Source organism: Acidovorax sp. 100, assembly GCF_003688355.1.
Classification (GTDB): domain Bacteria; phylum Pseudomonadota; class Gammaproteobacteria; order Burkholderiales; family Burkholderiaceae_C; genus Acidovorax; species Acidovorax delafieldii.
Genome location: NZ_REFD01000001.1, coordinates 2,953,197 through 2,976,409 on the forward strand (window position 1 = coordinate 2,953,197; position 23,213 = coordinate 2,976,409).

At 65.7% G+C, this 23,213-nt stretch carries 23 protein-coding genes; 17 read left to right on the top strand and 6 right to left on the bottom strand.

What is annotated here, in order from left to right:
- The first annotated feature begins 118 nt into the window (after positions 1-118).
- Entirely contained in the window at positions 119-2,239 is a 2,121-nt protein-coding gene (locus tag C8C96_RS13645; protein WP_121944014.1) for an alpha/beta hydrolase domain-containing protein, read from the top strand.
- 169 nt (positions 2,240-2,408) lie between these two features.
- Here C8C96_RS13645 and C8C96_RS13650 read toward each other — a convergent pair whose 3' ends face one another.
- Positions 2,409-3,302 carry a LysR family transcriptional regulator gene (locus tag C8C96_RS13650; protein WP_121942662.1) on the bottom strand — a complete coding sequence of 298 codons (894 nt, stop codon included), beginning with the start codon at positions 3,300-3,302 and terminating at the stop codon, positions 2,409-2,411.
- 124 nt (positions 3,303-3,426) lie between these two features.
- Between C8C96_RS13650 and C8C96_RS13655 the strand changes: the two genes are divergently transcribed.
- From C8C96_RS13655 to C8C96_RS13670, 4 genes are all read left to right on the top strand, one after another.
- Positions 3,427-4,293: an MBL fold metallo-hydrolase gene (locus C8C96_RS13655; RefSeq protein WP_121942663.1), complete on the top strand. Its 867-nt coding sequence runs from the start codon at positions 3,427-3,429 to the stop codon at positions 4,291-4,293.
- A 76-nt stretch (positions 4,294-4,369) separates the two neighbouring features.
- A complete protein-coding gene (locus C8C96_RS13660; RefSeq protein WP_121942664.1) occupies positions 4,370-4,816 on the top strand; it encodes a nuclear transport factor 2 family protein in 447 nt (148 codons plus the stop codon).
- 19 nt (positions 4,817-4,835) lie between these two features.
- Positions 4,836-5,171 (top strand): hypothetical protein, encoded by a 336-nt coding sequence (locus tag C8C96_RS13665; protein WP_370107393.1) that lies wholly within the window; start codon positions 4,836-4,838, stop codon positions 5,169-5,171.
- 3 nt (positions 5,172-5,174) lie between these two features.
- Positions 5,175-5,831 carry a DsbA family protein gene (locus C8C96_RS13670; protein WP_121942665.1) on the top strand — a complete coding sequence of 219 codons (657 nt, stop codon included), beginning with the start codon at positions 5,175-5,177 and terminating at the stop codon, positions 5,829-5,831.
- A 78-nt stretch (positions 5,832-5,909) separates the two neighbouring features.
- Here C8C96_RS13670 and C8C96_RS13675 read toward each other — a convergent pair whose 3' ends face one another.
- The 3 genes from C8C96_RS13675 to C8C96_RS13685 all read right to left on the bottom strand — a co-directional run bounded on the left by C8C96_RS13675 (position 5,910) and on the right by C8C96_RS13685 (position 8,837).
- Positions 5,910-6,473, bottom strand: a complete 564-nt coding sequence (locus C8C96_RS13675; protein WP_233584237.1) for an ATP-binding protein — start codon at positions 6,471-6,473, stop codon at positions 5,910-5,912.
- A 212-nt stretch (positions 6,474-6,685) separates the two neighbouring features.
- Entirely contained in the window at positions 6,686-7,651 is a 966-nt protein-coding gene (locus C8C96_RS13680) for a serine aminopeptidase domain-containing protein (RefSeq protein ID WP_121942667.1), read from the bottom strand.
- A gap of 235 nt (positions 7,652-7,886) precedes the next feature.
- Positions 7,887-8,837 (bottom strand): LysR family transcriptional regulator, encoded by a 951-nt coding sequence (locus C8C96_RS13685; RefSeq protein WP_121944015.1) that lies wholly within the window; start codon positions 8,835-8,837, stop codon positions 7,887-7,889.
- A 117-nt stretch (positions 8,838-8,954) separates the two neighbouring features.
- Between C8C96_RS13685 and C8C96_RS13690 the strand changes: the two genes are divergently transcribed.
- The 10 genes from C8C96_RS13690 (at position 8,955) to C8C96_RS13725 (ending at position 18,726) form a co-directional block, all read left to right on the top strand.
- On the top strand, positions 8,955-9,353 hold the full coding sequence (locus tag C8C96_RS13690; protein WP_121942668.1) for a 4-oxalocrotonate tautomerase family protein: 399 nt from the start codon (positions 8,955-8,957) through the stop codon (positions 9,351-9,353).
- Positions 9,354-9,406: 53 nt separating this feature from the next.
- Complete coding sequence (locus tag C8C96_RS13695; RefSeq protein ID WP_121942669.1) at positions 9,407-9,880, top strand: cupin domain-containing protein; 474 nt, start codon at positions 9,407-9,409, stop codon at positions 9,878-9,880.
- Positions 9,881-10,536: 656 nt separating this feature from the next.
- A complete protein-coding gene (locus C8C96_RS24665; protein WP_158605762.1) occupies positions 10,537-11,001 on the top strand; it encodes a hypothetical protein in 465 nt (154 codons plus the stop codon).
- An 18-nt stretch (positions 11,002-11,019) separates the two neighbouring features.
- Positions 11,020-11,232, top strand: a complete 213-nt coding sequence (locus C8C96_RS24670; RefSeq protein WP_147455683.1) for a hypothetical protein — start codon at positions 11,020-11,022, stop codon at positions 11,230-11,232.
- 211 nt (positions 11,233-11,443) lie between these two features.
- Complete coding sequence (locus tag C8C96_RS13700) at positions 11,444-12,694, top strand: ROK family protein (RefSeq protein ID WP_370107357.1); 1,251 nt, start codon at positions 11,444-11,446, stop codon at positions 12,692-12,694.
- A complete protein-coding gene (locus tag C8C96_RS13705; protein WP_121942670.1) occupies positions 12,691-14,181 on the top strand; it encodes a sugar ABC transporter ATP-binding protein in 1,491 nt (496 codons plus the stop codon). Before C8C96_RS13700 ends, C8C96_RS13705 begins: the two co-directional genes overlap by 4 nt.
- Entirely contained in the window at positions 14,162-15,208 is a 1,047-nt protein-coding gene (locus tag C8C96_RS13710) for an ABC transporter permease (RefSeq protein ID WP_199737475.1), read from the top strand. Before C8C96_RS13705 ends, C8C96_RS13710 begins: the two co-directional genes overlap by 20 nt.
- A 193-nt stretch (positions 15,209-15,401) precedes the next feature.
- The gene (locus tag C8C96_RS13715) at positions 15,402-16,379 is read left to right on the top strand and encodes a substrate-binding domain-containing protein (protein WP_121942671.1); all 978 of its coding nucleotides are present in this window, start codon (positions 15,402-15,404) and stop codon (positions 16,377-16,379) included.
- A 115-nt stretch (positions 16,380-16,494) separates the two neighbouring features.
- On the top strand, positions 16,495-17,505 hold the full coding sequence (locus C8C96_RS13720) for a sugar phosphate isomerase/epimerase (protein ID WP_121944017.1): 1,011 nt from the start codon (positions 16,495-16,497) through the stop codon (positions 17,503-17,505).
- Positions 17,506-17,562: 57 nt separating this feature from the next.
- Positions 17,563-18,726, top strand: coding sequence for a Gfo/Idh/MocA family protein (locus C8C96_RS13725; RefSeq protein WP_121942672.1), 1,164 nt, complete (start codon positions 17,563-17,565; stop codon positions 18,724-18,726).
- Positions 18,727-18,767: 41 nt separating this feature from the next.
- On the opposite strand, the gene C8C96_RS13730 is transcribed toward C8C96_RS13725, so the two are convergent.
- Together C8C96_RS13730 and C8C96_RS13735 are read right to left on the bottom strand one after the other, a co-directional pair.
- Entirely contained in the window at positions 18,768-19,124 is a 357-nt protein-coding gene (locus C8C96_RS13730) for a hypothetical protein (protein WP_121942673.1), read from the bottom strand.
- A 288-nt stretch (positions 19,125-19,412) separates the two neighbouring features.
- The gene (locus tag C8C96_RS13735) at positions 19,413-20,897 is read right to left on the bottom strand and encodes a PLP-dependent aminotransferase family protein (RefSeq protein WP_121944018.1); all 1,485 of its coding nucleotides are present in this window, start codon (positions 20,895-20,897) and stop codon (positions 19,413-19,415) included.
- A 170-nt stretch (positions 20,898-21,067) separates the two neighbouring features.
- Between C8C96_RS13735 and C8C96_RS13740 the strand changes: the two genes are divergently transcribed.
- Both C8C96_RS13740 and C8C96_RS13745 read left to right on the top strand, forming a co-directional pair.
- Positions 21,068-21,880 (top strand): c-type cytochrome, encoded by an 813-nt coding sequence (locus C8C96_RS13740; protein ID WP_121942674.1) that lies wholly within the window; start codon positions 21,068-21,070, stop codon positions 21,878-21,880.
- 14 nt (positions 21,881-21,894) lie between these two features.
- Positions 21,895-23,175: a cytochrome c gene (locus C8C96_RS13745; RefSeq protein WP_121942675.1), complete on the top strand. Its 1,281-nt coding sequence runs from the start codon at positions 21,895-21,897 to the stop codon at positions 23,173-23,175.
- The last annotated feature ends 38 nt before the right edge of the window (positions 23,176-23,213 follow it).

Consider the following 23,213-nt stretch of genomic DNA (forward strand, 5'->3'; position numbering starts at 1 on the left):
GCCTTTGCTGGCAGGTCTGGGCGAAGCCTTGCCCGCGCGCGGCGCACCAGACGCTGCCGTTTTGTTCCAGAGCCGTTCCAGCGGCCCGCACCACCATCCATCCAAGGAGACAGACACCATGAAACCTCTTCGTGCATTCGGAAAACTCGCGCTCACGGCCGCCGCTGCAGCCGCCATCACGGCCTGCGGGGGCTCCAGCAACGATGCGCCCAAGGGCCCCGCACTCAAGCTGGCCATCACCGTCACCGAGGCCTTCCCAGGCACCTATGGCGACGTGGGTGAATACGAGCGCGTGACCGGTACCATCAGCGGCGAGGTCGACCCCAAGGACCCCAAGAACGCCGTCATCCAGGACCTGGCCCTGGCGCCCACCAACGCCAACGGCATGGTCGAGTACCAGGCCGACTTCGTCATGCTCAAGCCCAAGAACATGGCCAAGGCCAGCGGCGTGCTGCGCTACGACGCACCCAATCGCGGCAACATCCTCACCATGCTCAACCCCACGGCCACGCCCAGCGATGCGGTGTACCTGGAGCGCGGCTATGTGATGCTGTATTCGGCTTGGCAGGGCGATGTGCCCAAGAGCACCGCCGCGCGCCTGACGGTGACGGTGCCCGTGGCCAAGAACAAGGACGGCAGCAGCATCACCGGCCCCTACCGCGCCGAGCTGGTGCCCACGGCCGCCAGCCCTGCAATGACGCTGCCCGGCGGCGTGTTCAACGGCACCATGATTCCGTACGAACCCGCCAGCCTGGACAACACGCAGCCCGGCTATTCACTCACCCGCCGTGCCAACGAGACGGATGCGCGCGTGCCTGTGCCCGCCAGCGACTGGAAGTTCGCCACCTGCGACACGGGCACCAACGCCTTCCCCGGCACACTCAGCCCCACCAGCGTGTGCCTCAAGGGCGGGTTTGACCCAGCCTATCTGTACGAACTGGTCTATGTTGCCAAAGACCCCAAAGTGATGGGCGTGGGCTTGGCTGCGCTGCGCGACACGGTGAGCTTCTTCCGCAGCAAGGCGGCCGATTCCAATGGCACTCCCAACCCGTTGGCGGGCCGCATCCAGTACACGCTAGGGCAGGGCACCTCGCAGTCGGGCAACGCGATGAAGACCTTTCTGCACCTGGGCTTCAACCAGGCGCTGGATGGCGGCAAGGTGTTCGACGGCATGTACGCCCACGTGGCGGCACGCCAGACCAACATCAACACCCGCTTTGCCGTGCCCGGTGGCGGCGGTGGCCTGCGTACCGACCACACTGCTTTCGGTCAGACGGCACCGCGCGGGCTGGACAAGGACTACCAGGACGACATCAGCGGCCGCCAGGGCGGCGTGATGAAGCGCTGCGCCGCCACCAACACCTGCCCCAAGTTCTTCCTGGGCCTGTCGGGCACGGAGTTCTGGCAGTTGCAGGGCTCGCCCGTGCTGACCGACGCCTCTGGCACCAAGGACCTGGCGCAGCCCGACAACGCCCGCATCTACTACTACTCCAGCACCCAGCACGGCGGGGCAGGGGGCACCGCCAGCATTGCCTATGCACCCACGCGCGCCACGTACCCCACGGGCACGGTGGTGCAGTTCAACGACACCTTCCGCGCGCTGTTCCTGAACCTCGAAGACTGGGTGGTGCGCGGCACGTTGCCGCCCGCCAGCCAGGTGCCCAAGCTGGCCGACGGCACGCTGGTGCGGCCCGAGGCGCTGGCCTTCCCGGCCATGAAGGGGCTGACCTGGGCAGTGGGCGGCGTGCAGACACCCATCCCGGACTTCAGCTACCGGGGCTTGTACAACAACTTCCCGCTGTTCGACTTTGGCCCGCAGTACATCCCACAGGACGAGGCCGGCATTGCCACCGTGCTGCCTCCGCGCAACCTGGGCCGCGACTACGCCATCCTGGTGCCGCAGGTCGATGCTTCCACGGGCCTCACCCGCGCCGGCATCCGCAGCGTGGAGGCGCGTGCGCCGCTGGGCACCAGCATCGAGTTCAACTACGTGGCCACACCCGGCATCACCGACCTGGCCAACCTCACGGGCAGCTTCATCCCCTTCCACAAGACGCGCGCCGCGCGGCTGGCGGCGGGCGACGCACGGCCGTCGCTGGAGGAGCTGTATGGTACGCAGGAGGGGTATGTGGCTGCGGTGACGCAGGCCGCCAATGACCTGGTGGCACAGCGCCTGTTGCTGCCGCGCGATGCGAACCTGCAGATTGCGCGCGCCAAGGCCGCTGCCGTGCTGCCCTGAGGTGACGTGACGACCCGCACGGCCCCGTGCCGTGCTGTCCCCTGCAGGCCCCCAAACCCTGTCGCATGAGGGTTGGGGCCATTTTTTTAGCCAAAGTGGCCGGATGCGCTATTGGAATATGCCTAAGTAGCTATCAAAAGCGTAGCGTTTGCTGGCTGTCCAGCCGCCCTCACCACGGCACCCCCGCAAACCGTTCCACCAAAAAATCCAGGAGCGCCCGCACCGCAGGCGACAAGTGCCGGCGCGATGGGTACAGCGCATAGATCGTCATCACCGGCAAGTCCCAGCCCGGCAACACGGCCTGCAGCTCGCCGCTGTGCAGATACGGGTTGACCAGATACGTCGGCTGCATCGCAATGCCGCCGCCCGCCAGCGCGGCGCGCATCAGCGTGGTGGCCTCGTTGGCGCTGAAATGGCCGCTCACGCCTACACGCTCCACCACCTCGCCGCGCGTCAGCTGCCACACGCTTTTGCCAAAGTTGGCGTAGCTCAGGCACCGGTGCTGCGCCAGGTCGGCAGGTTGCTGCGGCACACCGTGGGTGGCCAGGTAGGCGGGCGATGCCACCAGGGCCGAATCGCAGCGGACCAGTGGCCGGCCGATGAGCAACGGGTCGGGCTCGGCGCTGATACGGATGGCCAGGTCGATGCGCTTTTCCACCAGGTTCAGAGAGCCTTCGCTCGCGTCCAGGTCGATCTTGAGCTGCGGGTGTTGTGCCAGAAAGTCCGCAATCGCCGCACCCATCTGCGCAAACGCAAACGACACGCTGCAGGTCAGCCGCAGCTGACCGCGCAGCGCGCCCTCGGTGGTGGTGGCGGTTTCTTCTTCCAGGTCTTGCGACAGCGCCAGCATCTGCTGGCAGCGGCGCAGCGCGTGTTCGCCCGCGTCGGTCAGCGTCACGCTGCGGGTGGTGCGCTGCAGCAGCCGCGCCTGCAGCCACTGCTCCATCTCGCCCACATAGCGCGTGACCATGGCTCGCGACATCTCCAGTTTGTCGGCCGTGGCGCTGAAGCTGCCGCTGGTGGCGACTTCGGCAAACACACGCATGGCGGTCAGGCGGTCCATAAGGGGTTATTTGATCGACTGGTGAAACAAATATGCGCGAATTATCGGGTTTATTGGATCGATTGGCGCAAATAAACTCCATTCCGTCATCTGCACCACCGCTCAACACACCGGAGAAACCACCATGTTCCGCACCACCCTCATCGCCGCCACCCTCGCCGTTGCCTTCACCGGCGCCCAGGCCGCCCAGCCGCTGCAGGTCAAGGTCTACAACGCCGACGGCAACAGCTTCAACGTGAACTCCACGCTGGTCTATGGCGAGAAGGAGGCCATGGTCATCGACGCCGGCTTTACCCGTGCCGACGCGCTGCGCATTGCAGCCAACGTGCTCGACACGGGCAAAGAGCTCAAGACCATCTACGTGAGCCAGGCCGACCCTGACTACTACTTTGGCGTGGAGACGCTGAAAGAAATCTTCCCCAAGGCCGACGTGGTGACCACGCCCGCCGTGCTGGAGAAGATCAACGCCAAGCTGGCTGGCAAGCTCGCCTTCTGGGGCCCCAAGATGGGCGCCAACGCACCGCGCACGCCCGTGCTGCCCAAGGCGATTGCTGGCAACACGCTGAGCGTGGACGGCCAGACGGTCGAGATCCGCGGCACCACCGACCTGCTGGCGCATCGCCCGTATGCGTGGATTCCGTCCATCAAGGCCGTGGTGGGCACCATCGGCGTGTTTGGCACCAACACCCATGTGTGGACGGCCGACACCCAAACCGTGGCCGAGCGCAGCGCCTGGGTGGCCCAGCTCGACGAAATGGCCGCCCTGCAGCCCACCGTGGTGGTGCCCGGCCACATGCCCGCCGGTGGCGCGCTGGATGCCGCCAACATCAGCTACACCAAGGGCTACCTGCAAGCGTTTGAGAAAAACGCCGCCGCCACCAAGACGAGCGCCGAACTCATCGACGCGATGAAGAAGGCCTACCCCGCAGCGCCCATGGGCCTGTCGCTGGACATAGGCGCCAAGGTGAACAAGGGTGAAATGAAGTGGTAAGCCAACCCTCAGACTGCCACGCACACAGCTTTCCCGTTCCGTCCTTCAAGTCCCCGTCCCAAACCAAGGAGTTCCCATGAAGCCCGTCAAGACCTTGCTCGTTGCCGCATCGCTCGTGGCAGCCTTTGCGTCGGCCAGCGCCTTTGCCCAGACCACCAACAAAGAGATCGTGGTGGCCGGCATGAAAGGCCTGTTCATCACGCGTGACGCGTCGGTCATCGACAAGTACTGGTCGCCCGGCTACATCCAGCACAACCCCGCCGTGCCCAATGGGGCCGAGGTGCTGCGCGGATGGATCAAAAGCCTGCCGCTCGACTTCAAGTACGAGCCCGGCATGGTGGTGGCCGAGGGCGACCTGGTCATGATGCACGGCCGCTACTCCGGCATGGGCCCCAAGCCCATGGTCGGGGTGGACATCTTCCGCTTATCCGGTGGCAAGATCGTCGAGCACTGGGACGTGCTGCAGCAAGAGGTCACCCCGACCGCCAGCGGCAACCCCATGTTCACCACGCCTGCGAACTAAACCAAAGTAGGAGCACCCGATCGTGACCACCACCCACCCCCTTCACCAGGTCCTGCAGCACCTGCACGCCGGGCGCTGGAATGCGGCGCACGATCTGGTGCAGCACGACGGCTCCATGCTCGGCGCATGGCTTCACGGCATCCTGCACCTGCAAGAGGGCGACCTGGAAGACGCCGAAAACTGGTACGACCGCGCCGCCCGCCATTTCCGCAGCCGGGGCACGCTGGCCGAAGAAATTGCAGCGTTGGAAGCCGCGCTGGCCGCACACGTTGCCCAACTTGCCCAGGCCGCGCCCCCAGGGGCACCAGCCGCCTCCACGCTGCCCGATTCTGAAGATTCTGAAGAGAGACCCTGATCCATGTCCTCCACGCCCACCGTCACCGTGACGTACCTGTTCGACCCCCTGTGCGGCTGGTGCTACGCCGCCGCACCCGTGCTGGCCCGCTTGCAAGCCACGCCCGGCCTGCAGGTGGTGCTGGCGCCCACGGGCTTGTTTGCAGGCGCAGGCGCCCGGCCCATGGACGCGCAATTTGCCGCCTACGCCTGGTCCAACGACCAGCGCATCGCGCAGCTCACCGGCCAGCCGTTCAGCCAAGCCTATCGAGAGCAGGTGCTGGGCCAGCCGGCCGGGCGTTTTGACTCGGGCCCTGCCACGCTGGCCCTCACCGCCGTCGCGCAGACCGAGCCCGCGCGCGAGCTGGAGGCACTGCACGCCTTGCAGCACGCACGGTATGTGGACGGGCGTGACACCACGGCGCCCACCGTGCTGGCCGATGTGCTGAGCGCCCTGGGCCTGCATGCAGTCGCTCAGTTGGTACGCCAGCCCACCGATGCCCTGCGCGCCGCCATGCTGCAGCGCGTGGCCGCCGCCCGTGCCGACATGCAAGCCCTGGGTGCGCAAGGCGTGCCACAACTGGCAGTGGGTGACGCCGCCACCGGCCGCCGCCGCGTGCTGGGCAGCCAGGCCCTGCACGACAATTTCGATGCATTGCTGCAGCAGGTGGCCCAGGCCTGAGCGGCGTGGCTGGGACGGTGCGGCTCGGGCTGCGCCGTTGCCCACAGCGCAAATTGCAACCAGACCTGCACCACGTCCTCAAGCCCCGTGGTCCGCCACGGGCACCCACACCACGGTGTGGTTCGCGCACTCCACTTCGTCCGGCGGCTGCCACAGGTCACTGGCCAGCTCAAAGATGTGCGGCGGCACCACCATCGAAAACGTTGCGCCCTGTTCAGCATTGCGCCGCAACACACGCGCGCGCCGCACCTCGCGCGGTGCGTCCAGCACATACACCACCATGGCATCGGCCCATGGCCCCATGCGGGCGTAAAACGCATCGCGCTGGTGCTGCTGGATCAGGCCCACCTCCAACACCACATCGCCACCCGCGTGCAGCACGGCCTCGGCCGTCTTCCAGATCTGCGCCAAGCAACGCAGCGTGCGTGGCACATACCAGGCCATGACGTCCGCCGCATCGGGCCGGTCTGGCGAGAACAGTGTGGCCATCCAGTCGTCCAGGTTCAGCGGCACGGCGCGGTGCTGGTGCACCAATTGGCGGGCAAAGGTGGACTTGCCCGCACCCACGGGCCCGATGACCAGATGAACGCAGGGGGAGGGGGCGGCGTCTGCGGGGGCCGTGTGTGTGGAAGTGGCGTGCATCAAGAAGGGCTCCAGAAATGCAAAAAGCCCTCTCTGCAAGCAGGGAGAGCCTTCAATGCGATGGACCAAAAAGAAAAGCCCTCAACGGTGGTGGAGGGCTTTGCGGATCGCTTCCGATCCAAAGATCAAGAAGCAAGTGGGGCAGTGTAGGCGGCTGGCGGAGGTTGGGTCAACCTACGGGCTTGGGAGGCCCGGAGAATGCCGAGCTGCGCTCAGGGCGCTTTGGCTACAGCGATGTGCCGCTGAAAGAACGCGACCACCTGCGCATTGAACCCTTGGTGAAATGCAGCCCGGTCAAACCCCGGCGCATCGCGGCAGATATCGGGCGCCACTTCTGCCAGCGCGGGCGAGCAGGGCGCCAGGAAGGCATAGTGCCTTGCGTGGGCGGCCACCTGCCATTCGGGTGCGCGGGGCAAGCCATTGCGCACCACCTCTACGCTCTGGGGCGTGACGCCATCACCACCCAGCGCTGAGGCCCACAGCTGCACTGGCGTGCTGACCTGCCCCAGCCCCTTGGCATCAAACACGCTCAACGGGTCCACGATGACCGCCGCCCGGATGCGTGGGTCCGGTGCGGGCGTGGCGGGGATCTCATTGCGCCGAATCTCGCCGCACAGGGGGCGCATGGACAGCGGCGGGCACAGGTCCGGGCGCAGCGTCCAGTCTGGCCTGGCACCGATGGCCACCAGCCCCGTGTAGCCGCCGCGCGAATAGCCAAAAAAGCCCACCTTGTCCGCGTCCAGCTGCGCGCGATGGGGCCACGCGCCCAGCATGTAGTCCGTCAGCCGCCGCATGTCCACCGGCCGCGTGGCAAAGGCCGACAGGTGGCCCTGGCGGCTCATGTCCTGAAAGTTGTCGCCCGGGTGGTTGATGGCGGCCACCACATAGCCCGCATCGGCCAGCGTGGCCGCCGTGTCGTGGTGCCCCAAGGCCGAGCCACCCGCGCCGTGCGACACCACCACCAGCGGCAGGCCTTGTCCGGCAACGGGGCAGTCGCGCGTGCCTTGCAGCACCAGCGGCGCCAGGTCAATGCGACCCGGTGGCGTGCTGCAGGGCGACCACACCGCACCGCGCAGCGCGGGGCCGTCCTTGTCCGCAGGCACCTCGATGAAGGCAAAGCCTGCTGCCTGGGCCACGGTGGCGGCGCAGCCAAGCGCTGCGGCCAATAGCCAGCGCATGTCGAGGCCGATGCGTGAAGGAGAGCTGGAACGAAGGCGAAGCAGCGATGAAAAGGTCATGGTGATGTGCTGGCGCGGTGGAAAATCACAGGGGCTTTGCCCACAGAGTTTGCCGCAGCTTGCGCGCCAGGACTTCACCCATCTTGCATCGAGTGCTGGCCGTCGGAGTAATGGCCGCCACATGCTGCCGCGCAGCGGGGCAGCCAACGCCCGTGCCAGCCGTTTGCGTCAACCCTCAACGCACAGGCGCCAGCGCCCACCGGTCCTTCGACGCCTTCACCAAAAAATCAATCACCGCCTTCACCCTGGCCGCATTGCGCCGGCCCGGTGACGACACCGCGTACAGCGTGTGCACGGTGCGGGACGCAAAAGGCGCAAGCACCTCCACCAACCGGCCTTGCGCCACATCGGCCGCCGCAAGTGGGGCGGACAACATGCCGATCCCCGCGCCGCCCACCAATGCGTGGTGCACCAGGGCCGAACTGCTGGCGGCCAGGCGCGAGCGCACGGTCACCTCCAGCGGCTTGCCTTGTGCATTGCCGTGTGGATTGAGAAATGCCCAGGTCACCGCCGGCCCCTGCGCGGTGTGCGTGACGGTGTGGTGCTGCTGCAGCTCGCTAGGCTCGGCGGGCGTGCCGTGCTGTTCCAAATACGCAGGGGCCGCGTACAGACGCCGCTCAAACCGGCCCAGTTCGCGCGCCACCACCAGGTCGCTGTGGCCCACGGTTGTGCGCAGCGCCACGTCGATGCCATCCGTCACCAGGTCGGCCACGCGGTCATCGGCCAGCAGCTCCACCCGCAGCGCGGGGTAGCGCGCCTGCAGGTCCGCCAGGTGGGGCAGCACCAGCGCCTCGCAAATCTCTTGGCTGGAGGCCAGGCGCAAGGTGCCCGCCACGCGGCTGCGCTGGTCCGACAGCAATGCCCCGATGTCCTCCAACTGCGCCAGCAAGGCACGCGCTTCCTGCGCCAGTTCTGCGCCCTCGGGCGTGGCCGACAGGCCGTGTGTGGACCGGCGCAGCAAGCGCACGCCGTAGCCGGCCTCCAGCCGGTCCACACCGCGCGCGACGACCGACACCGCCACATCCATCTCGCGCGCCGCTGCAGAAAACGAGCGCAGGTCGAGCGACCGCACCAGCCACCGCAGGTCGTCCGGATCGGGGAGGAAGGAGCGGGGTTCTTGTTTCATCGTGCGCGCCTTTGCGTGCGGAGCAAAAGCCATTATCGCCACGGGCGGTTTCCGTGGCGGGGCGCAATTTCTACAGTGAAGGCTCGTTCAACCCAACGCATTCAACAGGAGCCCTCCATGCCCATCCTCAACGTCAAAGTGTCCGCCCAACGCACGCCCGAGCTGTCTGCCCGCATTGCAGAAACCCTGCTGGACCTGACCACCCGCGTGCTCGGCAAGCGGCGCGACCTCACGGCCGTGGTCATCACCTTTGTGGACCCGGCCGACTGGTACGTCGCCGGCCGTTCGCTGGCCGACCTGAAACAGTCGAGCTTTTACTTCGACGTCAAAGTGGTGGACGAGACCAACACCAAGGCCGAAAAGGCGCGCTACATCGCCGAGGCGTTCGCAGCCTTCGAAGGCCTGCTGGGCACGCTGCACCCCGAAAGCTATGTCTACGTGCAGGACGTGCGCGCCACCGCGTACGGCTTTGGCGGCCGCACGCAGGAGTACCGCCACCAGCACCCCGAGCAATAAGCGGTCAAGCAATCAAGCAAGCCATCAACCAATAGCTAACTAGGAGCACCGACATGACGATGACGACAACGAACAATCACCTTGCCGACGTGATCGTGGCCCAGGCGCTGGAGCGCGCGGGCCTGGCGGACTGGATACCTGAAGGCGAAGGCAAGTGGTCCCTGCCCATCCAGTTTTTGCCCGACGACGCTGGGTGGGTGGAACTGATGCGGCTGTCACCCGGCACGCGCCTGGGCCTGCACCGCCACACGGGCGAAGTGCACGCCCTGACGCTGGCGGGTGAACGCCGCCTGAACGATGGCCGCGTGGTGCGGCCGGGCGACTACATCCACGAGCCCGCCGGCAATGTGGACTGGTGGGAGGCCACCGGCACGGAGGAGCTGCTGGTGCATGTGGTGGTCAAGGGCAGCGTGGAATACCTGGGGGGGCACCATACGGTGCTGCAGCGGATTGCCACGGCTGATCGGCGGGCGGATTACCGACGCTGGTGCGACGCGGTGGGGGCGGTGCCGCGTGAACTTTGCTAGGGACCCAGTCGGGAGGGGCACGCTATGCAGCGCAGGCCAGCACATGTCCTGCAGAAATATGACTGAAAACAGGCTCCAGCGCTTATTGGTAAGGCGCTGGTAGCTATAAAAATAAGAGCATATTCCTTACCCCCCACCGCCGCGTGCTGGCGGCGGTTGAAGCCCGGAGCGCCGCTGGTGATGGCGCATCTGGGCGTGGCGGATGTTTGAAGGTGCTGCCGACGAACACGGGCAGGGGGGCGCGATTTGCAGCTGCAGCGCCATACCGCTTTTCAGGTTACGTCCGGCGTAGCGCCGGAGCGTACGGCCAGGGTGCGGGACAGATTGCTGGGTAGCTGGCCGTGCTGAGGCGACAGGAGGATGCGGCCGTTGTTGGGGCGGCAGGGTTCAGCGGTGTGCGGATGTTTTACATGGACTGGCGTTCAGAGGATGATTAGCGAGTCCCTAGTCGTAAAAACCTTTTTATAACTTTGCTCGGGCTCGATCAATTTGCGATTGGCTATATGTGAAAATACCTTGGTAGGCTCGATTTCATGGAAGAGAAAGCTCGGGCATATTGCTGGAATTCAAAGGTTTTTTGTTGATTTTAAATCTTCCTGAGCCACGCTTTATTCTATGCAGCGGTCGTGCTTTTGTTTTGTCTCTTGATTTCTGATGTGAATATGATTACAGCTAATGTGTTCAATCGAGTATTTTTCATAAAGGCGGACCGATATGGGACTGCGTTTTCGATTGAAGTTGATGGGCGAGAGTATTTGGTGAGTGCCAAACACCTTTTTGAGTCGCCGGAAAACGTTAAGATGATTAAACTCATGCATGACAACAAATGGCTTGATGTTGAGGTGCAACTCGTGGGAGCCTGTCGAGGCGAAGTCGATATCGCGGTCTTCGTTGTCGGGATTGGTTTGACGCCAAGGGAATATGTAGTTCCAGCAACATCTGCAGGGGCGACGCTAGGGCAAGATGTATATTTTGTCGGCTTCCCTTATAAGATGTGGGCAAATTTAGGTGCTATTATGGCAAATCGACCAGTTCCATTTATTAAGAAGGGAACCCTTTCGTCTGCATTTGATTTTTCAAAGGATGTGCGGCATATATATGTTGATGCCATTAATAACTAGGGGTTTTCTGGCGGGCCTTTGGTTTTTTCAAAAATTGGTGCTCCATTTAATGATTTAAAATTTTTGGGAGTGGTTTCCGGCTTTAAAACTGAATATGAAAAAGTGATTGGTGGTGATGGCGAGCCTAATGGCATGACTGTGGCGTACAACACGGGATTTTTACTGGCGTATGGGATTGAGCATGCAGTCGATTTAATAAAAATTAATCCCATTGGAAGATTGGTGAATTAATTTAAATTACCGGGTAATTAGTTGTGCCTCAATCTGGGAACTGTGATTTCACCTTTAAGTGTCTGCGCTGCAGTTTGGCGCTCATGCGGATCTTCTTTGATTGGAATTAGGTCAAAGTTCAGTCTTGCCCGGTCAAAGATGACCGCATAGCATCCCTGTCAAGCACCCACCCCCATGAGGTGCTGCACAAAACCATGACAGGAGACAAGCCTTGCCATCCACCCGCTGGAGTCACTGCGGCGCCGAAGACCTGAGCGTCTTGCAGACCATCTTCTGGTCCGCAGGCGCGTCGCGCAATGCGCTGGCGCAGCGCCTGGCCTATTCCAAGAGCAAGGCCAACGCCATGGTCGCGGCGCTGCTGGACGAAGGCCTGCTCGACGAGGTGGGCCTGCAGGAATCCTCTGGCGGCCGGCGGGCCGAAACCCTCCGTTTAAGTGAAACCCTGGGCGTGGTGATTGGCGCCGACCTGGGCGCGACCAGCATGCAGATTGCGGTGATGCGGCCCGACATGACGGTGCTGGCGCGGCACCGCGAGCCGATTGATGTGCGCCAGGGGCCGGGCGTGATCCTGGCGCGGGTGCGGGGGCTGATGCGCGAGCTGCTGGCGCGCTGCGGCCTGGCGCCTAACCAAGTGATTGCCATCGGCATGGGCGTGCCGGGGCCGGTGGATTTTGAAAGCGGGCAGCTCGTCAACCCGCCGCTGATGCCCGACTGGGACGGCTTTTCGATCCGCGACTACCTGCGCGAGGCGTTTGCCGCGCCGGTGTTTGTGGACAACGACGTGAACCTGATGGCGCTGGGCGAGATGTACCGGCTGCAGCGCAATCTGCCCAACTTTCTGGTCATCAAGGTGGGCACGGGCATTGGCTGCGGCATCGTGTGCCACGGGCAGGTGTACCGGGGCGCCAATGGCTCGGCGGGCGATGTGGGCCACATCTGCGTGGACCAGCACGGCCCGCGCTGCCACTGCGGCAACCAGGGCTGCGTGGAGGCGATGGCCGCAGCGCCCGCCATGGCGCGCATGGCCATCGAGGCGGCGCAGCGCGGCGAAAGCGCGCTGCTGGCCGAGCGGCTGCAAAGCACCGGCACGCTGACCATTGAAGACGTGGCCCAGGCCAGCCGCACGGGCGATGTGGCGGCCAACGCCATCATCCAGCGCGCGGGCAGCCTGGTGGGGCAGATGCTGGCGTCCATCGTCAACTTCTTCAACCCATCGCATGTATTCATTGCCGGGCGGGTGACGGACATGGGGCCGCTGTTCCTTGCGTCGGTGCGGCAGAGCGTGTACCACCGGTCGCTGGCGCTGTCTACGCGGCACCTGGAGATTCAGTACGCGCCGCTGGCCGACGATGCCGGTGTGGTGGGCGCGGGCGTGCTGGCCATGCAGGAGAGCCTGTCGCGTGCTGGCTCGGTGGCGGGTGCGGGCGTTGGAGCAGTTGTAGGAACAGGGGCAGCGCGATGAGCGTAGCCGTCGAGTTCCGCAACGTCACCAAGGAGTTTGGCACCGTGCGCGTGCTGCACGGGGTGGGCTTTGCGCTGCAGCCGGGCCGCGTCTATGGCCTGCTGGGCGAGAACGGCGCGGGCAAGTCCACGCTGATGAAGATTCTGGCGGGGTACGAGAGCCCGACCACCGGCGAGGTGGTGGTGGACGGCGCGGTGCGCGCCCCCGGTGGCGGATCGCGCGCGGCCGAGGCGCAGGGCATTGTGCTCATCCACCAGGAGTTCAACCTGGCGGACGACCTGACGATTGCGCAGAACATCTTCCTGGGCCATGAGATCAAGAAGGGCCCCTTCCTTGACGACAAGGCGATGCGCGAGAGGACGCGCGCTGCCTTGGCACAGGTGGGTTTGCCGCTGGACCCGGACACGCGGGTGCGCAAGCTCATCGTGGCAGAAAAGCAGCTGGTGGAGATTGCCCGCGCGCTGGCCCGCAATGCGCGCCTGCTCATCATGGACGAGCCCACCGCCACGCTGACCCCGGGCGAGACGGAGCGCCTGTTTGCGCTGATGGCCGGGCTGAAGGCCGCGGGTGTGACCATCATCTACATATCGCACAAGCTCGACGAAGTGGAGCGCACCACCGACGAGGTGGTGGTGATGCGCGACGGCCTGCTGGTGGCGCGCGAGGCCACGGCCAGCGTGACGCGGCGGCAGATGGCCAACCTGATGGTGGGCCGCGAGCTGGCCGATTTGTTCCCACCCAAGCTGCCCGCGCCTGCGGGTGGAGAGCCCGCCATCCAGGTGCGTGGCCTCACGGTGCCCGGCTGGGCCGAGGATGTGAGCTTTGACGTGCGGCGTGGCGAGATTCTGGGTTTTGCCGGGCTGGTGGGGGCTGGCCGCACCGAGCTGTTTGAAGGCCTGCTGGGCCTGCGCCCGCGCTCGGCCGGCACGGTGGAGATTGCTGGCAAACCCGTGCATTTGAAAAGCCCGCGCGACGCGGCGCGCCATGGCCTCACGTACCTGAGCGAAGACCGCAAGGGCAAGGGCTTGCATGTGCACTTTGGCCTGCGGCCCAACCTGACGCTGATGGCGCTGGAGCGCTATGCCAAGCCCTGGCTCGACCCGGCGGCCGAGCAGGCTGCGCTGCGCGATGCGGTGCAGGAGTTCGGCATCCGCACCGGGTCGCTCGATGTGCGCGCGTCGTCGCTGTCCGGTGGCAACCAGCAAAAGCTGGCGCTGGCCAAGGTGCTGCACCCCGGCCCTACCGTGGTGGTGCTGGATGAGCCCACGCGCGGCGTGGACGTGGGCGCCAAGCGCGAGATTTATCACCTGGTGCAGCGCCTGGCAGAGCAGGGCCTGGCGGTGGTGGTGATTTCGTCCGAACTGATGGAGCTGATTGGCCTGTGCCACCGCGTGGCGGTGATGCGCGCCGGGCGGCTGCAGACCACGCTCCAAGAGCCTAATTTGACCGAAGAGGAGTTGATCGCACATGCCACAGGCACCCGCTGAAAACGCACCCACCGCAGCGGCTGCCGCAGCACCCGCTGTACCCGGTGCAGGCCGCCACGGCGGCGCTACGGCCTGGTGGGGCAAGCTGCACGGGCTGGGCCCTGTCATCGGCCTGGTGCTGCTGTGCATTGCCGGCACGCTGCTCAACAGCAATTTCGCCACCTACGACAACGTGATGAACGTGCTCACGCGCACGGCCTTCATCGGGATCATCGCGGTGGGCATGTGCTTCGTCATCATCTCGGGCGGCATCGACCTGTCGGTGGGGTCGATGGCGGCGCTGATCGCGGGCTCGGTCATCTTGTTCATGAACGCGATGGCGCCCGTGCTGGGATCGCCTATGGCGGCCGTGGTGGTGGGCATGCTGCTGGCGGTGGTGCTGGGCGCGGTGTTCGGGCTGGTGCACGGCCTCTTGATCACCAAGGGGCGCATCGAGCCCTTCATCGTGACGCTGGGCACGCTGGGCATCTTCCGTGCGTACCTCACGTACTTTTCGAACGGCGGGGCCATCACGCTGGAGAACGACCTGTCGGACATCTACAGCCCGGTGTACTACGCCAATCTGTTGGGCGTGCCGATTCCGGTGTGGATCTTCCTGCTGGTGGCTGTCATCGGCGGCGTCATCCTGAACCGCACGGCCTATGGCCGCTATGTGCAGGCCATCGGTTCCAACGAGCAGGTGGCGCAGTACGCGGCGGTGGATGTGCACAAGATCAAGATCCTGACGTACATGCTGCTTGGCGTGTGCGTGGGCATTGCCACGCTGCTGTATGTGCCGCGCCTGGGCTCTGCATCGCCCACCACGGGCCTGCTGTGGGAGCTGGAGGCGATTGCCGCCGTCATCGTGGGCGGCACGGTGTTGAAGGGCGGGGCGGGCAGCATCACCGGCACGGTGGTGGGCGCGATCTTGCTCTCTGTCATCAGCAACATCTTGAACCTGACCAGCATCATCAGCGTGTACCTGAATGCGGCGGTGCAGGGCTTCGTGATCATCGCGGTCGCCTTCATGCAGCGCGGCAAGAGGTGACGGAGTGGCCGGAACAACTCTCCTGGCGTTGTTGCTGTGTCTTGCCGTGCTACTCGCACTGTCTGCGACACAGCGCCTAGCCAGGACCGCTTCGCTGAGTTTTCCAGCCACTCTTTGCGTGCATTTGTTTTTCGAGGTGTTCCCCAGCCGGCCAGCTTCCATGGCCATATTCCAAAGCAACAGGAGACAACGCATGAACAGCCAACTTTCTTTCACCCGCCGCTTGACCCTCTCGGCCGTGGGCGCCGCCGCCTTGGCATTGGCCGCCCCCGCCATGGCGCAGGCCAACAAGACGGTGGTGGGCGTGGCCATTCCGTCGGCCACGCACGGCTTTACCGGCGGCATCGTGTACTGGGCCAACCAGGCCAAGAAGGATCTGGAAAAGGCCCACCCCGGCCTGCAGGTGATCGTGAAGACGGCAGGCGGTGCGCCCGAGCAGGCCAACCAGCTGCAAGACCTGGTGACGGTGAACAAGATCAACGCATTGGTCATCTTCCCGTTCGAATCCGCCGCGCTGACCAAGCCCGTGGCCCAGGTCAAGGCCAAGGGCGTGTACGTGACGGTGGTGGACCGGGGTCTGACCGACACCAGCGCGCAGGACGCATATGTGGCGGGTGACAACACGGCCTTCGGCAAGATTCCGGCCGAGTACATCGCCAAGGCGCTGAACGGCAAGGGCAACGTGGTGGCCATGCGCGGCATTGCGACCACGCTGGACAACGAGCGCATGGACGCGTTCAACAGCGTGCTGAAGAACCACCCCGGCATCAAGCTGCTGGACGCCAAGTACGCCAACTGGAACCGCGACGACGCCTTCAAGGTGATGCAGGACTACCTCACCCGCTTCCCACAGATCGACGCCGTGTGGGCCGCCGACGACGACATGGCCGTGGGCGTGCTCAAGGCCATCGAGCAGGCCAAGCGCAAGGACATCAAGCTGGTGTTTGGTGGCGCGGGGGCCAAGGGCATGATCAAGACGCTGATGGACGGCAGCAACCCGCTCATCCAGGCCAACGTGTCGTACAGCCCCAAGTTCATCTACGACTCGATCAAGCTCACGGCCGAGGCGCGGATCAAGGGCGAGAAACTGCCCGCCAACACCATCATTCCGTCGGTGCTGATCACCAAGGAAACGGCGAAGGACTTCTACTTCCCGGACTCTCCATTCTGATGGTTTTTTTGAACCAAATAGGCAGCTAGCGCCTATTCATAAAGCGCAAGCGGCTATTGAAAAGATAGCTGCTTGCCGCTTGTACATCCGCAACCACACGCCCCTTGGAGCCACCATGCCAAGACCCGTCACCCTCTTCACCGGCCAGTGGGCCGACCTGCCTTTGGCGCAACTCGCGCCCCTGGCCAAAAGCATGGGCTACGACGGCCTGGAGCTGGCCTGCTGGGGCGACCATTTCAACGTGCAGGAGGCGCTGTCGTCGCCCCAGTACGTCAAAGACAAGCACGCACTGCTGGCCCAGCACGGCCTGCAATGTTTTGCCATCGGCAACCACTTGGTGGGCCAGGCCGTGTGTGACCTGATCGACGAGCGCCACCAGTCCATCCTGCCGCCTCATGTGTGGGGCGATGGCGAGCCCGAGTGCGTGCGCCAGCGCGCTGCTGCCGAGCTGGCCGACACCGCGCGTGCAGCGGCCAAGTTCGGTGTGAAGACGGTCACCGGTTTTACGGGTTCGTCGGTGTGGCATTCGATCTATGCCTTTCCGCCCACCACGCAGGCGTACTGGGACAAGGGTTTTGCCGATTTTGCGAAGCGCTTCGGTCCCATCCTCGATGTGTTCGAGCAGCACGACATCAACTTTGCGCTCGAAGTGCACCCCACCGAGATCGCGTTCGACATCGCCTCGGCCGAGCGCGCAATTGCAGCCGTAGGCGGCAACAAGCGCTTCGGCTTCAACTACGACCCGAGCCATCTGGCCTACCAGGGCGTGGACTACGTCAAGTTCATCCGCCAGTTTGGCGATCGCATCTACAACGCCCACATGAAGGACGTGTGGTGGGGCAAGGGCGACGGCACGGTGGGCACCTTCGGCGGGCACACCAGCTTTGGCGATGCGCGCCGCAACTGGGACTTTCGCAGCGTGGGGCGCGGGATGATCGATTTCGAATCCATCATCGTGGCGCTCAACGACATCGGCTACCAGGGCCCGCTCTCGGTGGAGTGGGAAGACAGCCGCATGGACCGCGTGCACGGCGCCACCGAGAGCGCGGCGTTCTGCAAGCGGCTGGATTTCAAGCCCGCAGCGGGCGCATTCGACGCCGTGTTTGCGCGCGACAAGCAGGCCTAGCCGCACGCCGTCCACAAAACCGAAAACAACAACACACAGCGAGCAAAGGCGTTTCGTATGTCCAGTCCTAGAAAGCTCCGCTACGCCATGGTCGGCGGCGGCCACGGCGCCTTCATCGGCGCGGTGCACCGCAAGGCCATGGCGCTCGACGGCCAGTTTGAACTGGTGGCGGGTGCACTCTCGTCATCGCCCGAGCGGGCGCGCGCATCCGGCGCCGAACTGGGCCTGGCGGACGAGCGCAACCACGGCAGCTGGCAGGACCTGCTGGCCGACGAACTGCGCCGCCCGGCGCATGAGCGCATCGATCTGGTGAGCATCGTCACCCCCAACCATGTGCACCACCCGGTGGCGTTGGCGTTTGTGCAGGCGGGCTTTCATGTGGTGTGCGACAAGCCGCTGGTGCACACCCGCGCGCAGGCCGACGAGCTGGTGGCCGCCGTGAAGAAGGCGGGCACCGTGTTTGGCGTCACGTACAACTACACCGGCTACCCCATGGTGCGTGAGGCGCGCCACCTGGTGTGCAGCGGTGTGCTGGGCCAGCTCCGCAAGATCACCGTCGAATACAACCAGGGCTGGCTGGCCACCGCCGTGGAAGAGGGCGGCGCCAACAAGCAGGCCGACTGGCGGCTGGACCCGGCGCGCAGCGGCAGCGCAGGCACGCTGGGCGACATCGGATCACATGCCGAAAACCTGGCCGCCACCGTCACCGGACAGCACCCCGCCTGGGTGTGCGCCGACCTCACCACCTTTGGCGCCGGGCGGCAGCTGGACGACGACGCCCAGTTGCTGCTGCGCTACGACAGCGGCGCACGCGGCTTCATCGTGGCATCGCAGGTGGCAGCGGGGTTGGAGAACGACCTGCGCTTGCAGGTGTCCGGCACGCTGGGCACCATCACCTGGCGGCAGGAAGAGCCCAACCAGCTTATCCACTCCCCCGTGGACGGCCCGCGCCGCATCCTCACGCGCGGCTCGCCCTGGCTCAGCCCGGCGGCGCTGCAGGCCGGGCGCATTCCTGCGGGCCACCCCGAGGCCTTCATCGAAGCCTTTGCCAACGTCTACCTGGGTGTTGCTGCCGACATCCGCGCGCGGCAGGCCGGCACGGCGGCCGACCGGCTGCACGCCGACTACCCGCGCGTGGAAGACGGGGCGCGTGGGGTGCACTTTATCGAGCGGGTGTTGGCATCTGCTGCCAGTGAGCAGAAGTGGACGGCGGTGGGTTGACCTGGCTCCAGGTCGGCTGAGAACCTGAACAGGCTCTGAAATCAGGGGTAGCCGTCCGCCAGCTGAAACCGCTGGTCAAAGTTCATCTTGCCCAGCACGCGCAGCGCTGCGTTGCGGGTGGCGTTGTCCACCTTGCTGATGTCCAGGCTGTAGCGCTTGGCGGTGGACACTACGTCCACACATTTGTGGCCCCATTGCACCGCGACCAGCAGGGCGGGGCGCTGGCCTGCCTCGGCACCCACCGACACGCCGCGTTGCTCGGGCCGCAGCATGAATTCAAGGTGGGGGGTGCGCACGAGGGTGAGGCGGTCGGTCCCTCGGGGGCCCAGGGCGAACGAAATCACCCAGTCGTCTTCGTCTTCCACCGTCACAAACGGAACATGCTGGGGTGCGGCCATGGTGCTGGGCGTTGGGGTTGGAGGGCGGGGCGGGTGGTCCGCCGTGGTGCACTGCCCAGGGTACGGGCGGGCGCCAGTATGCCGCTGCAAGCGCCGTGCCTGCTGCGGGAGAACCCGAGGTTGGGCTTTTCCAACGCGGTGCGTGGGATGTCAGCCTGGTGCAAGGCAGGCGCAGCGTGTGTTGGGTTGTGCGATGCAGTGTGGTCGGGCGAGGGGGCTGCGCGCCGGGTTTGGGGTCAGGGTTTTGATAAAAATCGGCCTGTGCGCTAGGCCGGTATGTCTTTGTGGCTAGTGTTTTGATAGCATTTTTGGCCGCGCCGGCCTCTCTGTCACTGCGGTCGCTAAGCCCGTGGCCAGTTGGCCCACGGTGCGCAGTGCTGGTTCCAGCCGCCCGTGCGCTGGATGCCCGTAGTTGATGCGTACGCAGTGCGCAAACCGCTGGTCGGCCGAGAAGATCTGCCCAGGCGCGAGGCTGATGCCCTGCTGCAGTGCCAGTCGGTGCAGTTCCAGCGCGTTCACTTCAGGCGGCAGCTCCACCCACAAGAAGTACCCACCCTCAGGCCGCGATACGCGGGTGCCGGGTGGGAAGTGCTGCGCTACGGCCGCCAGGGCCATCGCTTGCTGCTCGGCCAGGCTGCGGCGCAGCTGGCGCAGGTGCCGGTCGTAGCCGCCCTGGGCCAGGTATTCAGACAGCGCCTGCTGTGACGGCGTGGCAGCCGATAGCGTGGTCATCAGCTTGAGCCGCTGCACCGCCTTGGCCTGGCGGCCCGCCGCCACCCAGCCCACCCGGTAGCCGGGCGCCAGGCTTTTGCTGAATGAGCTGGAGTGCATCACCAGCCCCTCGGTATCAAACGCCTTGGCTGGTGGCGGGCGCTGGGGGCCAAAGTGCAGCTCGCCATACACGTCGTCCTCGATCAGCGGCACGCCGTGGCGCGCCAGCAGGGCGACCAGCTCGCGCTTCTTGTCCTCGGGCATCAGGCTGCCCAGCGGGTTCTGAAAGCTGGGCATGAGCCAGCAGGCCTTGATGGGCTGGCAGGGTGTTTGCCGCTCCAGTGCTTGCGCCAACGCTGCCAGGTCGATGCCATCGCGCGGGTGGGTGGCGATTTCCAGCGCCTGCAGGTTCAGCCGCTCCAGGGCCTGCAACGCGGCGTAGAAGGTGGGCGATTCGACCACCACCACGTCACCGGGCTGGGTGACGGCCTCCAGGCAGAGGTTGAGCGCCTCCATGGCGCCGTTGGTGATGATGATTTCTTCCATATCCACCGCCATGCCGTGCACGCCGTAGCGTAGGGCAATCTGCTGGCGCAGGCGTTCGTCGCCGGGCGGCAGGCTTTGCACGATGGTCCAAGGGTCGAGCTTGCGCATGCCGCTGCCCAGGCAGCGCGCCAGGCGCTCCAGTGGAAACAGCTCCAGCCCTGGAAAGGCCGAGCCCAGCGGTACCAGGTCGCGGTCGCGCGCCAGGCCCAGCACCTCGAACACCAGGTCGCTGATGGCCACGCCGGTGGAGGTGGCGGCGGGCTGCGAGGGCTGGGGCTCCCCGGGGCGAACCTCGGCCGTACCCGGTAGCCGGGCGCTGACGTAGTAGCCCGAGCGCGGGCGCGCATGGATCAGGCCCTGGGCCTCCAGCAGGTAATACGCCTCGAACACGGTGGACGGGCTGATGCCCCGTGTGCGGCTGGCCTCGCGCACCGAGGGCACGCGGTCGCCGGGACGCAGGGCGCCGCTGTGGATGAGCTGGGCAATGGCGTCGGCGTGGCGTTCGTAGCGCTTCATGGGCAGGGCGGGGTTGATGCAGGGCAAACTGATCTGTATTTTTAACTCGAAACTGAATCTGTACTGTTTTTGGGGGCGGGCGTAGAGTGGCGGACTGTGTGGGCGCACGCCTTGCGTGTTTGGCCGCTGTGGGCCGCCCAACCGTTTCTTTCCCGGACAAAAAGATCCTCATGACCGATTGCCTGCGCAGCTTGCTGCGCCCCGTTCTCAGCCTGCCTGCGGCCACTGCCCTGTTGGCGCTGGCCTGGAGCGCTGGCGCTGTGGCCCAGACGGTGCCTGCCAGCACCACCTCTGCAACCCCGGTGGCCACTGCATCCGCTGCGGCCGCGGTGCCCGCGTCTTCCATGTCTTCACGCGTGCTGGCCTGCACCGCCTGCCACGGCAAGGAAGGCCGTGCCACGCCCGACGGCTACTTTCCGCGCATTGCGGGCAAGCCGGCGGGCTATCTGGCCAACCAGCTGCTCAACTTTCGGGACGGGCGGCGCAGCTACCCGCAGATGGGCTACCTCATCGAGCACCTGACGGACGATTACCTGCGCGAGATGGCCGAGTACTTTGCCGCGCTCGACTTGCCGTACCCACCGCCGCCCGCACCACAAGCGCCCGCCGCCGCACTGGAGCAGGGCCGCCAGCTGGTGCAGCAGGGCGACGCGGCGCGCCGCATTCCCGCCTGTGTGGCCTGCCACGGTGCGGCCATGACGGGCGTGGCACCGTCCATCCCCGGCCTGCTGGGCCTGCCGCGTGACTACCTCAACAGCCAGCTGGGCGCCTGGAAGACCGGCCAGCGCCGCGCGCACGTGCCCGACTGCATGGCCGATATTGCCCGCCAGCTCACGCCCGATGACGTGAGCGCTGTCTCGGCCTGGCTGGCCGCCCAGCCCGTGGCGGCGGGTGGCAAGCCAGCCCGCGCGCTGCCCGCCGCCATGCCGGCGCGCTGCGGCGGTGTGGCTGAGGTTCCCGTCGCTGCTGCAGCGGCACGCTGAGAAGGGATGCACCGATGAAACGCATCCTCTGGACCCTCTCTTCCGTGCTGGCGGCGCTCGGCATTGCCGCCGCCGTGCTGATCACCCTGAACCTGCGTGGCGAAGAGCCGCTGCCCACCGTCGAGACGCTGCAATCCACACCGGTGCTGGTGCAGCGCGGCGAATACCTGGCCCGCGTCGGCAACTGCATGGCCTGCCACACCACCCAGGGCGGCGCGCCGTTTGCAGGCGGGCGCGGCATCGAGACGCCGTTTGGCGTGGTGCACAGCTCCAACCTCACGCCCGACAGGGTGCAAGGCATTGGCAACTGGACCTCGGCCGAGTTCTGGCGTGCCATGCACCATGGCCGCAGCAAGGACGGGCGGCTGCTGTACCCGGCCTTCCCATACCCCAACTACACGCAGGTGACGCGCGAGGATTCGGACGCCATCTTTGCCTATCTGCAAAGCGTGCCCGCTGCGCCCGACGCCAACCGCGCCCATGCGCTGCGTTTTCCGTACAACACGCAGGCGGCATTGGCCGTGTGGCGTGCGCTGTTCTTCGCACCCGGAGCGCCCAGCGCCGAACCCGCGCAGACGGCCGAATACAACCGGGGCGCCTATCTGGTCAACGGCCTGGGCCATTGCACCGCCTGCCACACGCCGCGCAATGCGCTGGGCGCAACGTCGGACGCCAAGGCCTTCACCGGCGGGTTGATCCCGGTGCAGAACTGGTATGCCCCCGCACTCAATGCGGCGCACGAGGCGGGCGTGAAGGAGTGGCGCACCGACGACGTGGTGGCACTGCTCAAGACCGGCGTGGCCCCGCAGGGCTCGGTGCTGGGCCCCATGGCCGAGGTGGTGTTTCGCAGCACGCAGTACCTGAGCGACGCCGATGCGCGCGCCATGGCCGTGTACCTGCAGGGCCTGCCGCAGCAGGATCGCAAGGCGCCTGCCACCGTGGCCGCCCCCCTGGCCAGCGCGATGGCGCGGGGCGGCAAGGTGTACGAGCAGCAGTGCGCGCAGTGCCATGGCGACCGGGGGCAGGGCGAACCCGGCGCGTTTCCGGCACTGGCGGGCAATCGTGCCATCACGCTGGCCGACCCCACCAACCTGGTGCGCGTGGTGCTGCAGGGCGGCTACCTGCCCGCCACCGCAGGCAACCCGCGTCCGCACGGCATGCCGCCGTTTCAGCAGACCTTGTCGGACGAGGAGGCGGCGGCGGTGACCACGTTTGTGCGCAACAGCTGGGGCAACCAGGCGCCAGGTGTGGGTACCATCGAGGTCTATCGCGCGCGCGAGCGCCGCGGCATGTAGCGCCAGGCCCGGGGCCCGCGCCAGCCGCCCTGCAGCGC

Bases quoted from the DNA above. Each gene is read 5' to 3' on its own strand.
- C8C96_RS13660 (WP_121942664.1), top strand. From the start codon at position 4,370: ATGAAGCCCGTCAAGACCTTGCTCGTTGCCGCATCGCTCGTGGCAGCC.
- C8C96_RS13710 (WP_199737475.1), top strand. From the start codon at position 14,162: ATGCCACAGGCACCCGCTGAAAACGCACCCACCGCAGCGGCTGCCGCA.
- C8C96_RS13650 (WP_121942662.1), bottom strand. From the start codon at position 3,302: ATGGACCGCCTGACCGCCATGCGTGTGTTTGCCGAAGTCGCCACCAGC.
- C8C96_RS13680 (WP_121942667.1), bottom strand. From the start codon at position 7,651: ATGCGCTGGCTATTGGCCGCAGCGCTTGGCTGCGCCGCCACCGTGGCC.
- C8C96_RS13720 (WP_121944017.1), top strand. From the start codon at position 16,495: ATGCCAAGACCCGTCACCCTCTTCACCGGCCAGTGGGCCGACCTGCCT.
- C8C96_RS13730 (WP_121942673.1), bottom strand. From the start codon at position 19,124: ATGGCCGCACCCCAGCATGTTCCGTTTGTGACGGTGGAAGACGAAGAC.
- C8C96_RS13745 (WP_121942675.1), top strand. From the start codon at position 21,895: ATGAAACGCATCCTCTGGACCCTCTCTTCCGTGCTGGCGGCGCTCGGC.
- C8C96_RS13690 (WP_121942668.1), top strand. From the start codon at position 8,955: ATGCCCATCCTCAACGTCAAAGTGTCCGCCCAACGCACGCCCGAGCTG.
- C8C96_RS13740 (WP_121942674.1), top strand. From the start codon at position 21,068: ATGACCGATTGCCTGCGCAGCTTGCTGCGCCCCGTTCTCAGCCTGCCT.
- C8C96_RS13685 (WP_121944015.1), bottom strand. From the start codon at position 8,837: ATGAAACAAGAACCCCGCTCCTTCCTCCCCGATCCGGACGACCTGCGG.
- C8C96_RS13735 (WP_121944018.1), bottom strand. From the start codon at position 20,897: ATGAAGCGCTACGAACGCCACGCCGACGCCATTGCCCAGCTCATCCAC.
- C8C96_RS13670 (WP_121942665.1), top strand. From the start codon at position 5,175: ATGTCCTCCACGCCCACCGTCACCGTGACGTACCTGTTCGACCCCCTG.
- C8C96_RS13705 (WP_121942670.1), top strand. From the start codon at position 12,691: ATGAGCGTAGCCGTCGAGTTCCGCAACGTCACCAAGGAGTTTGGCACC.
- C8C96_RS13675 (WP_233584237.1), bottom strand. From the start codon at position 6,473: ATGCACGCCACTTCCACACACACGGCCCCCGCAGACGCCGCCCCCTCC.
- C8C96_RS13725 (WP_121942672.1), top strand. From the start codon at position 17,563: ATGTCCAGTCCTAGAAAGCTCCGCTACGCCATGGTCGGCGGCGGCCAC.
- C8C96_RS13655 (WP_121942663.1), top strand. From the start codon at position 3,427: ATGTTCCGCACCACCCTCATCGCCGCCACCCTCGCCGTTGCCTTCACC.
- C8C96_RS13695 (WP_121942669.1), top strand. From the start codon at position 9,407: ATGACGATGACGACAACGAACAATCACCTTGCCGACGTGATCGTGGCC.
- C8C96_RS13715 (WP_121942671.1), top strand. From the start codon at position 15,402: ATGAACAGCCAACTTTCTTTCACCCGCCGCTTGACCCTCTCGGCCGTG.
- C8C96_RS13645 (WP_121944014.1), top strand. From the start codon at position 119: ATGAAACCTCTTCGTGCATTCGGAAAACTCGCGCTCACGGCCGCCGCT.